The sequence below is a fragment of the Enterococcus olivae genome, assembly GCF_053760925.1.
In genome coordinates this window covers 114,635-130,203 of record NZ_JBSMVT010000007.1, presented here as the reverse complement: position 1 = coordinate 130,203, position 15,569 = coordinate 114,635, and the positions used below count along the sequence as shown (strand labels likewise).

General features: G+C 39.2%; 11 protein-coding genes and 2 pseudogenes. 5 read left to right on the top strand and 8 right to left on the bottom strand.

Going from position 1 to position 15,569, the window contains the following annotated elements; all coding sequences use genetic code 11:
- Positions 1-212 precede the first annotated feature (212 nt).
- Positions 213-1,619: a TrkH family potassium uptake protein gene (locus ACWODM_RS06970; RefSeq protein ID WP_455320651.1), complete on the top strand. Its 1,407-nt coding sequence runs from the start codon at positions 213-215 to the stop codon at positions 1,617-1,619.
- A gap of 83 nt (positions 1,620-1,702) precedes the next feature.
- Here ACWODM_RS06970 and ACWODM_RS06965 read toward each other — a convergent pair whose 3' ends face one another.
- Entirely contained in the window at positions 1,703-2,074 is a 372-nt protein-coding gene (locus ACWODM_RS06965; RefSeq protein ID WP_455320650.1) for an MmcQ/YjbR family DNA-binding protein, read from the bottom strand.
- A gap of 143 nt (positions 2,075-2,217) precedes the next feature.
- On the opposite strand from ACWODM_RS06965, the gene ACWODM_RS06960 reads away from it, so the two are divergent.
- Positions 2,218-3,567, top strand: a complete 1,350-nt coding sequence (locus ACWODM_RS06960; protein ID WP_455320649.1) for a MurT ligase domain-containing protein — start codon at positions 2,218-2,220, stop codon at positions 3,565-3,567.
- A 10-nt stretch (positions 3,568-3,577) separates the two neighbouring features.
- On the top strand, positions 3,578-4,228 hold the full coding sequence (locus ACWODM_RS06955) for a type 1 glutamine amidotransferase (protein ID WP_455320654.1): 651 nt from the start codon (positions 3,578-3,580) through the stop codon (positions 4,226-4,228).
- 237 nt (positions 4,229-4,465) lie between these two features.
- On the opposite strand, the pseudogene ACWODM_RS06950 reads toward ACWODM_RS06955, so the two are convergent.
- From ACWODM_RS06950 to ACWODM_RS06925, 6 genes and pseudogenes are all read right to left on the bottom strand, one after another.
- Positions 4,466-5,674, bottom strand: a pseudogene (locus ACWODM_RS06950) (IS110 family transposase).
- Positions 5,675-6,374: 700 nt separating this feature from the next.
- Positions 6,375-6,786 (bottom strand): annotated as a pseudogene (locus tag ACWODM_RS06945) (transposase zinc-binding domain-containing protein); the annotation flags it as partial.
- A 144-nt stretch (positions 6,787-6,930) separates the two neighbouring features.
- Complete coding sequence (locus ACWODM_RS06940) at positions 6,931-7,452, bottom strand: GDSL-type esterase/lipase family protein (RefSeq protein WP_455320648.1); 522 nt, start codon at positions 7,450-7,452, stop codon at positions 6,931-6,933.
- Positions 7,453-7,850: 398 nt separating this feature from the next.
- A complete protein-coding gene (locus ACWODM_RS06935) occupies positions 7,851-8,894 on the bottom strand; it encodes an aldose epimerase family protein (protein WP_455320647.1) in 1,044 nt (347 codons plus the stop codon).
- A 231-nt stretch (positions 8,895-9,125) separates the two neighbouring features.
- Positions 9,126-9,908, bottom strand: coding sequence for a family 43 glycosylhydrolase (locus tag ACWODM_RS06930; RefSeq protein WP_455320646.1), 783 nt, complete (start codon positions 9,906-9,908; stop codon positions 9,126-9,128).
- Between the two features lie 134 nt (positions 9,909-10,042).
- Positions 10,043-10,861 (bottom strand): endonuclease/exonuclease/phosphatase family protein, encoded by an 819-nt coding sequence (locus ACWODM_RS06925; RefSeq protein WP_455320645.1) that lies wholly within the window; start codon positions 10,859-10,861, stop codon positions 10,043-10,045.
- Between the two features lie 303 nt (positions 10,862-11,164).
- Between ACWODM_RS06925 and ACWODM_RS06920 the strand changes: the two genes are divergently transcribed.
- Positions 11,165-13,435, top strand: a complete 2,271-nt coding sequence (locus ACWODM_RS06920) for a glycoside hydrolase family 65 protein (protein ID WP_455320644.1) — start codon at positions 11,165-11,167, stop codon at positions 13,433-13,435.
- Positions 13,436-13,539: 104 nt separating this feature from the next.
- The gene (locus ACWODM_RS06915; protein WP_455320643.1) at positions 13,540-14,562 is read left to right on the top strand and encodes a LacI family DNA-binding transcriptional regulator; all 1,023 of its coding nucleotides are present in this window, start codon (positions 13,540-13,542) and stop codon (positions 14,560-14,562) included.
- 19 nt (positions 14,563-14,581) lie between these two features.
- Here ACWODM_RS06915 and manA read toward each other — a convergent pair whose 3' ends face one another.
- Positions 14,582-15,532, bottom strand: a complete 951-nt coding sequence (gene manA / locus ACWODM_RS06910; protein ID WP_455320642.1) for a mannose-6-phosphate isomerase, class I — start codon at positions 15,530-15,532, stop codon at positions 14,582-14,584.
- Positions 15,533-15,569 lie beyond the last annotated feature (37 nt).

Genomic DNA, 15,569 nt, shown 5'->3' with positions numbered 1-15,569 from the left:
TAAATCTGTTACAATAATATCCATAAGAAACCGCCTCTTGTAAGTAGTGCTCGCCAGCCTAATTACTAGAGTAACGGTTTCTTTTTTATTCGTCTAATGTTCTACCTCAATAAATTTTACACTTAGCTCCCTACTACCATTTTGTTTTTTATCGCTTTTTCTGGTTTTTTGGTATACTTAGGTTACTTCTAGTTTAGATTGGAGATAGCCTTATGAATTTTGGGCGATTTACACGTCTCGCTTTACGGCGAGGAAGAGCATTTTTTTCTAAAAATATATCCTCGATCCAAGTGATCGTTTCTTATTATGTCTTAATGACTATTCTGGCGCTGGGGCTATTTTATCTGCCGATTTTCAGGCAGCCAGATGCCCAGGTTCCATTTATCGATATGTTTTTTATGGCCGTCAGTACAATCAGCGTGACTGGTTTGACAACCTTTCCAATCGATGAAATCTTCAACGAACGAGGGTTTCTCTTGCTTGAAATTCTGTTTCAGGTCGGTGGGCTGGGGATCATGATGATCTCGACCTTTTTCTTTATCGTTTCCCGTCGAAAAATCTCACTAAAACAGCGGCAGCTGATCATGACCGATATGAACCAGCCCCGCTTGAGTGGGGTTGTTCGTCTGATCCGTACGACATTCACGATCATTTTGTTGTTCCAATTGATCGGCGGACTGGTTTTCACGCTTTATTTTAAACAAATGAATTATCACGATACCTGGTCAGAAGCTCTTTTTTATGGTTTGTATCAAGCGATCTCCGCTGTCACGAATTCCGGATTCGATGTTACCGGTGAATCGATCTTACCTTTTGCCAACGATTATCTATTTTTGATCAGTATCATGCTACTGATCTTTGTCGGAGGAATCGGATTCCCTGCGATCATGGATTTTCGTGAATGGATCATCTTTCAATTTTCCAAGAAAAAAAGACAGATTCCTTTCCGCTTCACCTTATTTACTAAAATTGCTTTTCTCGCATTCGTCATTCTGTTCATCGGAGGAACGTTAACGATCTTCTTTTTGGAAAAAGACCATTTGTTCAAGGATATGACACCTGTTGGTCAGTGGATCAACAGCATGTTCTACTCTATGACCACTAGGAATGCCGGACTACAGATTCACGACCTCAGCGAATTTCAGGTCACTACTCTGATCATCTTTTCCTTTTTGATGTTCATTGGTTGTAGTCCAAGCTCTGTCGGTGGTGGTGTCCGAACAACCACTGTGGCAATCATTGGTTTGTATCTCTTCTCTTTTTTGAAAAGCGAAAGCCATATCAGTCTCTTCGGACGCAAAATCGACGAGGGCGACATTCGCAAATCGGTTGTTATTTTCATGCTTTCGTTATTGATGTGTTTCTCTTGTGTGATCTTTTTGACCGCCACAGAAGACTTCTCACTGATCGCGATCATTGTTGAAGTTGCTTCTGCTTTCGGAACCACTGGACTCTCCCTAGGAATCACTGCCGAGCTCTCGATCGTCGGCAAATTGGTCATTGCTTTACTAATGTTTATTGGGAGAATCGGGATGTTGTATACCTTGCTCCTTTTCGTACCGAAAGAGACTCGTGATTTGGGTTACGAATATCCTACAGAAAAAATCATTATTGGTTGATCAAACAGCAAGGGTCGGTCTTTTTCAGGAAAGACCGACCCTTGCTGTTTGTTTTCGTCCGAATCACTGATCCACGAACCAATTCAGACACTTTCAAGTTCTCGTCGAACTTTGGCTGGCAGCTTTTTCCAAACCAGCTCGTAAGACAAACGAATCATTTGTTCCAGTTCTGCGTCTGTCAGTTCCTCGGTGACTAGCGTAATTGAATTCCAGTGTTTTTTGTTCATATGATAGCCTGACTGGATATCCTGATAGATCTCTCGCAGCTCTTCATTTTTTTCTGGAAGCCCTTTGAGCGTAATGATCGCCTGCTCTGTAACTTCCGGACTCATGGTCCCAAACATTTTCCCCGACAAATCAAAATAAAGGGTTTGCCAATCTTCTCGATAATAAACTTTGGCAAAGGGCAACGAATCACCAAAGGCTTGTAGTCGTTCCATGCGCTTTTCTAACATTCTCTTCACCTCGTTTCTTTTCATTTTACCAATTTTTTTCATATTTTTTAAGAAAAAGGAAAGCTGTTTAATCTTTTTTCTAAGTTATGGTATGATTAGTTGAATTTATATCCACTATTTCGTTTTACATATGGAGGTTTTTTATGGGAGTCCAAAGTTATTTTGCTACGTTCGTTGGCAAAACCTCACAATGGATCTTGAAGAATTTTTTTAAGCGAGGGTCCAGTCTGCCAGGGAAACTGGCGTTAAAAATCGATCCGCATATTTTAGATCATTTAGCCAAAGATTATCAAGTCGTGGTGGTTACGGGAACCAATGGTAAAACATTGACGACTGCCTTAACTGTCAATATTTTGAAGCAAGAATTCGACAATGTTCTGACCAATCCAACCGGGGCAAACATGGTTCAAGGGATCGTATCGACCTTCCTTTCTGCAAAAAAAAGTACGGGCAAAAAATTTGCCGTACTTGAGATCGATGAAGCCAGCTTGAGTAAAGTAACCGAATATATCAAGCCGGAACTCTTTGTCTTTACCAACATTTTTAGGGACCAAATGGATCGCTACGGTGAGATCTACACCACTTATCGTATGATCGTGGAAGGCGCAGCTAAATCACCCAATGCAACGATCCTAACCAACGGGGATTCGCCGATCTTCCATTCTCTTGAAACAGTCAATCCACGAAAATATTATGGCTTTGACCATCAGGAAGATCACGAGCAGATGGCTCATTACAATACCGATGGCGTGCTTTGTCCAAAGTGTCAGCACATTTTACATTACAAAATGATCACCTATGCCAATCTTGGCAAATACTACTGTCCAAACTGCGATTTTCAACGTCCTGCATTGGACTACAAACTAACAAACTTGATGAACATGACCAATACGTCTGCAGAATTCATCATTGACGGCAATCAATACAAGCTGGAAGTTGGCGGCATGTACAATATCTACAATGCTCTGGCAGCAACAGCCGTAGCTGAATACTACAATGTCACACCGGAGAAGATCCGGGCAGGCCTGGGCTATGATGAGAAGGTCTTTGGTCGACAAGAGGTCATTGAGATCAACGGGAAAAAATGTACGCTAGTTCTCGTCAAAAACCCTGTAGGACTCAACCAAGTGATTGATATGATCGGTTTATCTCCTTATCCTTTCTCCCTGGTTTGCTTGCTGAATGCCAATTATGCCGACGGAATCGATGTTAGCTGGATCTGGGACGGCAATCATGAAGCTTTTGCCGAAATGGCAATCCCTCAAGTGATCGCAGGCGGAGATCGCCATCGAGACATGGCCTTACGCTTGAAAGTCGCAGGGATCGATGAAGAAAAACTGACTGAGACCAAACAGCTAGATCAAGTGATCGAGCAGATCAAACAACTACCAACGGAGCACGTCTACATTCTGGCAACCTATACTGCTGTCTTACAGTTACGAAAAAAACTGGCAGACAAAGGGTTTATGGAAGGAGGCATGTCGCGTGACTAAACAATTAAAAATGGCACATCTGTATGGGAACCTACTGAATACTTACGGTGACAACGGTAATATCTTAATGCTGAACTATGTAGCCAAGAAAATGGGTATCTCACTGGACACAGAAATTGTCAGTATCCACGAGCCCTTTGATCCTCAGAAATACGACTTGGTCTTTTTTGGTGGGGGGCAGGATTTTGAACAGCTGATCGTTTCTCAAGATATCCAGTCTAAAAAAGAAACGCTAACAGAATATATTGAAAACGACGGTGTCATGCTAGCTATTTGCGGTGGTTATCAGCTATTAGGACATTATTATATGGGCGCTAAAGGCGAAAAAATTGATGGAATTGGTGCTCTGGATCACTACACACTAAGCCAAGATAACAATCGCTTTATCGGAGATATAAAAATCCATAATGAAGACTTCGATGAAACCTACGAAGGGTTTGAAAACCATAATGGACGAACCTTTTTAGGCAAGGGTGAACGTCCCTTAGGAAAAGTCGTGGAAGGCTACGGCAACAACGGAGAAGATCAGTCGGAGGGCGCGATCTATCGCAACACCTTCTGTTCTTATTTCCACGGGCCGATCCTAGCAAGAAATGAGAATCTTGCAAAGCATTTAATCACGATAGCTTATCAAAAAAGATATGGAACAGCTATTAAATAAGAAAAAGACAAAAAAACCTTCACTGTCTACTCTCCGTCAAGTAGGCAGTGAAAAAACAAAAATATCCGAACAAAAGTGGAATGAATTTCGCCAAACTTAGGTGAATTTGCGACGAGGCCCAACTGGACCGTAGGAGCAATCTTCTATTGTTCGGATATTTTACTGTTAAACGACTTATTATACGAAAACTAATCCTTCAAAAAGACAAAAAAAGGCTATCCCCTTCTCATAGTGTAGTCAATACAATTGGTCTAGAACACTTTGATCAATAGGGATGGGAGTGTTCTTTCTATTTGATAAATAACTTCCTCCAAGTTCTTCGTAACGTGACTGATCGGAAAACATCCGATAAATGATTCGCAGTAGTAGATGTACTGTCGCAAGAATCGCTTTTTTGTGACCGGCATTTTTCCTGATGCGAAAGAAAAATGCACGTATTCGATGAGACTTCCCTTGGGAAACAGCCGCTGCTCCCTGAGCCAACACTTTTTTCAAATAAGAGTTACCTTTCCTTATTCTCTTACTTCGTGTTTTTCCAGCACTTTGGTTGTTTCCTGGACAGACTCCCGCCCATGAAACCAAATGCCCAGCTGTAGGAAAGACCGACATATCCACTCCTATTTCTGCAATTATAACCGCTGCCGTTCGACGATTGATACCCGGCATTTCTTCTAAACGTTCCACATACTCTTCATAGGGAGCTAGATAATCGGCGATTGTTTCTTCGACTTCTTTTATTTGTTTTTCTAAACACTCGATTTGAGTGAGATGAAGAGACAGCATTTTACGATAATGTGGTGTCATAAATCCCTCTAAGGATTCCATCAATTGAGGAACTTTTCTACGTAAACTAGTATAAACACACGTTAGAATGAGACTTTCTGTAATAGGTGTATTCTCAATTAAAGCATAAATTAAAGCTCTTCCGGATTTCCCATAGATATCTTTAATCACTGAAGTCAACTTGATTCCAGCGTTTTGTAAGACCATATGACCACGATTTTTTTCTCGGTTCAAATCTTCCACCAAATGCTTACGGTAGCGAGTTATGTCTCTTAATTCCTGAATTGGTTCTGGTGGAACAAAACTGATTGGCACGACGCCCAAGCGAGTAAGACGAGCAATCCATTCGGCAGCCTTCATATCCGTTTTCTTTCCCGGAATATTTTTAATCTGACGAGGGTTCGCTAATTGTAACTAAAAATTATTTTGTAAAACCCGCCAGACACATTTCCAGTAAACGCCCGTACTTTCCATACTGATATGTGTGACATCATAGGACATCAACCAATCAGATAGTTTCAATAACCCACGGGTGGTGGTGTCGAAACTTTCAAAGAATTTTTCTGGGCGCTTTTTCCCTTCGACAGACCGAATAACACAAGCAACAATAACTTTTTGATGGATATCTAATCCAGCGCAGCAAGAACGTAGCACGTCTTCCATAACAAAAACCTCCTTGAAAAAATGTTCAGAAGAGGCTATTCTACTTATAGAAACAATTTATTTTTATACGCAGGTTCAATGACCTAATGATTGGTGCAAATAAGTAGATCGATTCTTTTTGTTTTCATTCTGTTTGGTGGCGAGAACCGCCATGGGTGTTTGTCACAGCTCCTTACCTTCATAGAAGATTAAAAAACTTAAGCGACGGTCTTATTCCTGATTTCTACCGGAGTAAGACCGTCTTATTTTAACGTGAGACGATCACGGTTGTAGAAATAGATATACTCTGCTACATCCGAAAGTAACTCGTCCCTGATGACATCTTTATTCAAGTAATAACGTTTCCGGCCTTTAAAGTCCCCCAAAGCTCTCTATCGGTTGATTATCCAGACACTTTGATACACATGACATACTGGCAGAAAACTCTAAAAATACGCATGATACGGCAGATTTTTTTGACATTACATTCCACTTTCAACTCTATTTTTACAGCCAAAGTCATTTGGCGACACCGTAAATTTCTTTGGTTTTGAGATGAATGATAGTAATCACTTCCTCTATGCAACATATTTCTTCCTCAAGATTGGTCGTTACCCATTTCAACCATTTGTCATATCTTTGTGTGGATACTTCTACGAGACTTATTGTTTGTTGCAAACTAAAAATACACGCTTGTGTAGAAATGTCTTGCAAAATACAGCTTGTTAAAGAAGTTCATAATGATTTGAGCTGCTTCATCCATCAAACCTTTTAATAACTCTTTTCGATGTTCTTCTATCAAAAAAATTTCTCTTAACCCTTCATCTATCGTAAATATCACATGTTGATGGACAACTCGAAACAAATCATTGGCCGTTGTTTCCGCCCATTTTTGACTTTCGCCAATCGAACAACTCGGGCAAAACTTTCCTTTACAACTCAAGGGGACTGTTTTAACATCATGGCAACCTTCGCATACAAACAAGCGATACCCTTTTCTTATATCTCTGCAGTTTCGAAACTTTTTGACTTCCTTCTTTACGACTGGACGAATTCTTCGCCCATATTTTTACGAATCAATCCCAATGATTCTGTTCATCAAAGAAAATAGCTTGGAGTAGATTCTTTTTCATGTCTTCATTTTACGCATTTTTTGGACAAATGAAAAGGATAGAAAGATTGACACATCAATCTTTCTATCCCCTGAAAATGTTATAATCCCTTTAATGTTCTAAAAAGCGATAAAATATCGATTTTTTAGAGCCTAAAATATATAATTACTGTTTTACATATTCTATTCGAGATAAAATTTCTTTAGCAATTACTCCATCACCAGCGATTGTTGGATGGACGCCATCTTCTGCGTAATATTTAGGAGAGGTTGCAATAGCTTTTTCGGCTAAAACGCCATCTAGAGGTATATACTCACAACAAAACTCGCCTGCTAAATAACGGATGCTAGCGATTTTTTGATCCAAATCTTTCCGCCAGTTCATTCGGTCTTGAGGATATGGCAGAACATAAGGTTCCAAAATTAAAATGCGCTTGATTCCAGCTGCAGTCACTTTTTCTAAGACTGTTCTGTAAGTCTCTTTAAAACAGACTGCTTCCTCTTGACTACCAAAAGTTTCGCTATCCAGATTATGCCAGGTATCATTAATTCCTATCAAAAGAACTAGTATATCTGGTTTTAAAGCAAGACAGTCTCGATCTAATCTATCAAGAATATGCTCGATTCGATTGCCGTTGATTCCGCGATTAAAAAAGGTGAAGTTCGCTTCTGGATAATCAGCAGACAACACCCCCGCAGTGATTAATTAAGGGAAAACCTAATCCTAAGCTGGCATCATTTCCATATATCCGATTATTATCAGTTATGCTATCCCCTAAAAACAATATTCGGTCATTTTTATACAATTTCATAAAATATCTCCTGATACTTTTACTTGAATGACATACTTACTATATCATTTTTACATTTTTTAGATTTATTATCTCATTCGATTATAAAAAAGTGATGTTCTATAGTGTGCTTTGCAATTTACAATGATTCAATCTGAATTTCTGCATCTCATTACTAAAACCTCTCTTACTTCATTTATTCAAAGTCTATTTCGTATCTTAGTAGCTCATTTTTTCAGAATCTATTTGTGACAAACACAATCATAGTTTGGTTTTGCACGTTTGCTTTTTCTTTTTATTTGTCAACTTTAAACGTATATTTTGTTTGATAATTTACTACTTCCCCTTCTTTCAACAAAGGTGTTTGAAATTTTGGTTCATTGACTGCATTAGGGAAATATTGCGTTTCTAAACAAAGGCCTTCTCGGAAACGATAAATCGCTGCTTCTTTGCCTAAAGTATGTGACATAAAATTGCCTGTGTAAAATTGGACTCCTGGTAGATTTGTCGTTGCTTCCATCACAATCCCACTTTGATCTCCTGTCAAGCGAACAAAGCCATTCGTAGGATCATCCAATACAAAATTATGATCGTATCCTTTTGCATAAACGAGTTGACTATACGCTTGATCAATCTCTTCTCCAATTGTTTTTTCAACTCTAAAGTCCATTGGGGTCTGTTCAACTGAAAGACTTTCACCAGTCGGAATTGCTTGGCTATCTTTCATCGGTGTAAAATGACTCGCTTGTAACTGCAGGCGATGATTCGTAATTGTTCCGCTGTTGTGACCATTCAAATTAAAATAACTATGGTTGGTTGGATTCAACACTGTATCCTTGGAAGAACTTCCTTGATACGTAATCACTATTGAATCTTCTGTTAATTGGTAACTCACATCTAAAGTCAATTCTCCTGGATAGCCTTGATCGCCATCTGGACTAATCAAATTAAATGTAATCTTATTATTCGCTTCATCTACTGTTTTAATATCCCAAACTCTTAATTGATACCCATCTTTTCCACTATGAAGATTGTTTTCTCCATCATTTTTAGTCAATTGATACGCTACATCATCTAATTCAAAACAAGCATTTGCAATTCGATTCGCATTACGGCCAATCGTTGAACCTAAATACAAATCATCGTTTGTCTCGTATCCTCCAACGGTATCAAAACCTAAAACGACATCTCTCACTGTGCCTTCTTTATCTGGAACCCATAGATTAGTTAAGACGGCCCCAATATTACTAACAGTCATTTTTAATCCATTTTTATTTTCAAACGTGTATAAAAAAACAGCTTCTCCTGTTTTTGTTACACCAAATTTTTCCTGATTCATTTGCCTTCCCCTCTTTTCTTTCAATTAAAAACAAAAAATCTGGGACTGTGACATCAGTCGTTTAACAGTCAAATATCCGAACACTAGAAGATTACTCCTGCAGTCCTGATAGTCCTCGTCGCAATTTCGCCTCAAGTTGACGAAACCCATTCTATTTGTTCGGATATTTTTGTCTTGTTTTTACTTAGGTCACAGTCCCATTTTTATTTAATTACAACACTTTACTACCACTTATTCTACAGTAATAGTCATTTCTGGTGTCAAAGATAGTTCGCCTAAATTTTCGATTCCTTCAGGTAAGCTAACTTCCCCTTTAATAACCATCTTGCCTGATGATACGTCTTCTGGCAGTTGCCAATCAACAGCAACTTTCACGTTTTCTTCTGGTACACTTTTTGACGTGATTAGCCCAATCTCTTCAGGTAAAGACCATTCAGTTGATTTTTGATCTTTTTTAACCGTTTTGTCAACTAAATCTTCTGATGCAAAACCGATAAAGTTATCAACATCCACTGCTCCTGATGGTACTGGTTGTGGCGTTACAGTTGGTCCATGAACCTCTAGAACAGTTTCTCCCTTTTCATTTTCAGTAAATCTCATGCGATCAATCGCAAATTCTCTGGGATAAGTGTTCCAAATTGTTTCGTGTCGATGATAGATCATGAACATTTCTTTTCCATCTGGTGACGTTGCTACTGCATGATGTCCTGCTCCAGGAACAAATGAATTAGATTGCATAATTGGATTTTGTTCATATTTTTCAAATGGTCCTAATGGGTTAGTGCTTGTTGCATAGCCTGCCCCATACATTGGGCTTTCAAAATGAGAACCTGAATACGTTAAATAATAGATACCATCTTTCTTTAACATATAAGGACCTTCATTAATACTAGCCATATCTAATTCCCATGGTTGTGAAGGAACTAAAATTTCTGTAAGTGTACTCTCATCAATTGATATTATATCATCATTTAACTTAGCACCCCAAATAACATTTCCTTCATTTAGCTGCATTAATCTTCGTAGAACATAATCGAGGTTTATTAACGAAAAAAAGAACTGTCTGTCCAAAACATGGCAAACAGTTCTCTAAAAATGTTATTCTATTTCCGTGTCCACTTGACAGGGAGTCCATCATCTTTATCTTTTTAGTTGAATTTAACCGAAACTCCAAAATGATCACTAACAACTGGAGCGCTTCTATCATCAAACATGACTTGATATACTTCCGCTTGCAGCTCAGATGTCGTAAAAATATAATCAATTCTTAATTCACCCTTATTTTCACTCCAGCCATCAATTGCTTTAGCCACCGTATAAGAACCTATTTGTTTCTCTGAAGAAACATACGTATCTTTTAACCCCAATGGACTGTTCGTCATCAACTGATAGCCTGACGAACCGGCTGGATTATTGAAATCACCCATCAAAATCAAGGGATAGGAATGCTCTTTTAGTACGTTTTCTGTCGCCTGCCACTCTGGGAAAAAACCTTCTGACAAATCTTCTGACCACCAAGAATAATGACCGTTGGCAATTGTTACCATTGTCCCTTCAATCTCTGTTACACCGGTTAATAATACACGCCGTCTCGCACTGGCTGCATCATCACACACTGAAATTAAGAAATCTCGAGGTAAAATAGGATGCTTGGACAAAATAGCTAATCCTTCATGAAACTGATTATAGCCAATATGGGAAAAAGTCCATGTCCAGTAATATTCAACATCTTTCGCTTCTAGTAATTCTACTAAACGCAACGCAAAATTATCTTCATGAATAAGATGATCAGAAACTGGGCAATAGAGATCACCAACAATAGCCGGTCGGGCATCTATCCGTTGATTTACTTCTTGTAACGCAATCACATCATATTCTTCTTCCAAGATTGTCTCAGCGAGCTGCTTTAACTTATCTTCTGGTTTTTCTTCCATCCAGCTATGGGTATTTAACGTCAATACATTCATCTCAAAAATTTCTCCTTTTTACAAGTCATCTGATCGCATCCTAAGTATTGTAGTATATTTCAGACAATGAAACAACCGTAAGATTTCTCCGTTTTCCCTGCACAATGAAACGCAACCGATTCCTCTTTATTCAATCAACATATTTGTAATAGATTTCTGTAAACAGCACTAAAGATAGATACGAAAAGCTTTTTAACAGGTAAAGGATTAAATAAAAAAATATCTATTAAATTCTTCTTGACTAATGCAATCGATTGCGTTTACTATAGACATATAGAATAAATAGTCTGGAGAAACAGGAGTATGCAACAAATACAACGACTTTTCGATATTGATCCATGGAAAATTGCAACAACTGCTTTGGATAAAGAAAACCGCCGCCTACAGGAATCTTTGACCAGCATCGGAAACGGTTATATGGGAATGCGCGGAAACTTTGAGGAAAAATATAGCGGCGACCATCATTTAGGAACTTATTTAGCCGGTGTTTGGTTTCCCGATAAAACCCGTGTTGGCTGGTGGAAAAACGGTTATCCTGAATACTTTGGAAAAGTGATCAATGCTGTGAATTTTATCGCAATGGACATTTTTATCAATGGTGAAGAAATAGATTTATCTGTGATCGAGCCACAGAATTTTTATATGGAACTGGATATGCAAACAGGCATTCTTTCCCGACAATTCACTGTAACGATCGGAACAACGACCGTTGCTTTTACTTTCGAACGTTTCTTGAGTATCGTGAAAAAAGAATTAGCCGCCATTCGTGTAACTGCAAAAGTTTTAGCAGGTGAAGCTGATATTACCATCGTTTCTAAATTAGACAACAACGTCCAAAATGAAGACAGCAACTACGATGAAATGTTCTGGGAAGAATTAGGCAAAGGAACAACCAATGAGATTAGTCACGTAACTGCACGAACGATCGAAAATCCTTTTGGTATCGAACAGTTTACAGTGACTTCAAGTATGAGACACAACACCGTTCCAACCAAAATAGAAACAGACAATTTGGCAATCACCAATACTTTTAACTATCATGCAGCAGAAAATGAAGAGATTCAACTGGAAAAAACCGTTGTGATCACAACTAGTCGAGACTGTCCTGAAGCAGAACAAGTGGAGAAAGTCCTTGAACTTTTTGCTGCCTTTGGGACAAACTATGATGAATTACGTCAAGAACAAGCCGCAGCCTGGCGCAAACGCTGGGATCTGGCAGATGTGACAATCCAAGGCGACGATGCTGCACAACAAGGAATTCGTTTCAATCTATTCCAGTTGTTCTCTACTTATTATGGTGATGACGAACGATTGAACATCGGCCCAAAAGGCTTTACTGGAGAAAAATATGGTGGTGCAACTTATTGGGATACTGAAGCCTATGCAGTACCGTTGTATCTTGCTTTGGCTAAGCCTGAAGTAACAGAAAATCTATTGAAATACCGTCACAACCAGCTGTCTGAAGCACAACATAACGCACAGCAACAAGGCTTGAAAGGTGCTCTTTATCCAATGGTAACTTTCACTGGTATAGAATGCCACAATGAATGGGAAATCACCTTTGAAGAGATCCACCGAAATGGCGCCATCGCCTATGCAATCTACAATTATACAAATTATACTGGTGATACCAGCTATTTAAAAACAAAAGGTCTGGAAGTATTAGTAGAAATCGCTCGTTTCTGGGCAGATCGTGTACACTACTCTAAACGCAACGATGCCTATATGATCCATGGTGTAACAGGTCCAAACGAATATGAAAACAACATCAATAACAATTGGTATACAAATACGATTGCAACTTGGGTCTTAAAGTACACGTTAGAAAATTATACTCGTTTTCAATCCGAAGCAACGATCGTGATTCCAGATGAAGAACAAGCCCAATGGCGAGAAATCATCGAAAAAATGTACTTCCCATACGATGAAGAACTGGATGTTTTTGTCCAACATGACACATTCTTAGACAAAGAGCTGATGACTATCTCTGAATTAGATGCTGTTCACTTACCACTAAACCAAAATTGGTCCTGGGATCGTATCTTACGTTCTTGCTTCATCAAGCAAGCCGATGTCTTACAAGGAATTTACTTCTTAGGGGATCAGTTTACCGAAGAAGAAAAACGCCGCAACTTTGAATTTTACGAACCAATGACCGTCCACGAATCTTCGCTCTCTCCCTCTATCCATGCAATTTTAGCAGCAGAATTAGGACTAGAAGATAAGGCATTGGAAATGTACGAACGAACTGCTCGATTAGACTTAGATAATTATAATAACGACACAGAAGACGGCCTGCATATCACATCGATGACTGGTAGCTGGTTAGGAATCGTTCAAGGTTTCGCCCAAATGAAGACTTTCAACGAAACCTTGAGTTTTGCACCTTTCGTACCAAAAACATGGACATCCTATGCTTTTCATATCAATTATCGCGGACGCTTGTTATCTGTATCAGTCGATCAGGAAAACGTCTCTCTAAAATTGATCGAAGGAGAAGTATTGTCGTTGACTGTGTATCAGGACAACTATACTTTAACAGATGCACTGGTGATTCCTGTAAAAAGAAAATAAACTCCTGCGTTCATTTGTCTTGCTAGGCAGATGAACGTTTTTTTCAAATCTGGCTAGCAGGCTTTGTTCCCCTGTGATACTATAGCTTTACAAGGAGGAGAATCATGAGTATAACGGTAAAAGATGTAGCAAAAAAAGCCGGTGTGGCAACATCGACAGTTTCACGTGTCATCAATGACCATCCAAATATTTCAGATGAAACAAAAAAGAATGTACGCAAAGTCATGGCCGAGCTTGGTTATACCCCAAATTTGGCGGCACGTAATTTAGGAAAAAAAATTTCAAGTACACTGGGGGTGATTTTACCACCCTTAGACTCGAAAGAAAGAATCGGCAATCCTTTTCACTTAGAGACGATCGAAGCAATCAATGAAGAAAGTCGTCATTATGGGATGTCTGTTGCCATCGCTTCAGCAAGAAATTTCGATACCCTTTTATCTCACGTCGAACGGATGCATCGTCAAAAGCAAGTAGATGGATTCATCCTGACTTACTCGGATAAATCGGATCCGGTGATTCGCTATTTACTTGAACAAGAGGTTCCTTTTACGCTAATCGGTCAACCCTACATGGACGAAGATAAAATCGTTTACGTCGATAACGACAATCAGTTGCTAGGAAAACAAGCAACCGAGTATTTGATTTCCAATGGGCATGAGCGTATTCTATTCGCAAGTAACATTACCCATGAGAATCTTTATTTTGAACGCTTTTTCGGTTATCAAAAGGCTCTGATGATTGCTGATCTACCTGTTTTCCCAGCCGCAACCTTTGAATCACCGAATGATTATGTAGAATTCGAAAAAACGCTGAAAGAAACTCAAGCGACAGCGATCGTTGTGATCGATGATCTGTTTGCTGTACGTATGATGCAACTGGTTGATCTGGCTGACTATCGCGTTCCTGAAGACATTTCGATCATCAGTTTCAACAATTCTATTTTCGCTACATTGATCCACCCTTATTTAACGAGTATCGATATCGATATTCCTTCCTTAGGTAAAATTGCAACACAGCGTCTAATGGATCAGTTGCAGCAAAAACAACAAAACAGCGCCCGTGTAGTCATTCCTCATCGACTGATTAAGCGCGAATCCGTCATGAGAGCAAACAAAGAACGTACCTAGATTCAGGTACGTTCTTTGTTTATTTCATTCCTGGATCTGAAGCGATGATTCGCAAAGCTCCTTGGATTTCCCAAGTTTTTATTTGATTTGGCAAAATGAAACTGGTCCCTAATTCCAATTCATACGATTCACCGTTTACGATCAATTCGCCGTAACCTTCGATGACTGTAGCCAAGGTATAAGGTGCCTTTTTGTCAAAAGAAACATGTCCTTTGATCTGCCATTCATAGACATTGAAAAAATCTGTTTTCAGGTAGGTAATGATCGCAGAATTGCCCTTTCTCACTTCAGAAATACTGATTTCCGGTTTTCGAGCTGGAACAGTGGTCACTTCAATCGATTGCTGGATGTGCAGCTCACGCGTATTGCCTTCTGCATCCTTGCGATCATAATCATACACACGATAAGTCGTATCTGAACTTTGTTGTGTCTCTAGGATCAAGATCCCTTTTCCGATGGCATGAATCGTTCCGCTCGGTACGTAGAAGAAATCTCCTTTTTTCACCGGAACCCGTACTAGCAGATCATCCCAACGTTCTTCTTCAATCATTTTTGCTAATTCTTCACGCGTTTGTGCTGAGTGACCATACACAATCTCTGACCCTGGTTTGGCATCTATCACATACCAGCATTCTGTTTTGCCAAGTTCTCCTTCATGCTTCAAACCGTAGGCGTCATCTGGATGGACTTGTACAGATAAGTCGTCCTCCGCATCTAAAATTTTAACTAACAACGGAAAAACTTCTTCATGAGGATTACCGAATAATTCTTTGTGATTCTTCCATAACTCATCCAGTGTTTTCCCTTGATAGGCACCATTTTTTATCATACTCACACCATGTGGGTGCCCACTGATTGCCCAGTCTTCTCCAATATGATCATTAGGCAGGTCAAATCCAAAGACAGTGTTCAGACGTGTACCTCCCCAAATTTTTTCTTGAAATACTGGTTCCATAAATAACGGTTGCATGCTTCTACTCCTCTCTTCATTCTTGAATATTATAACA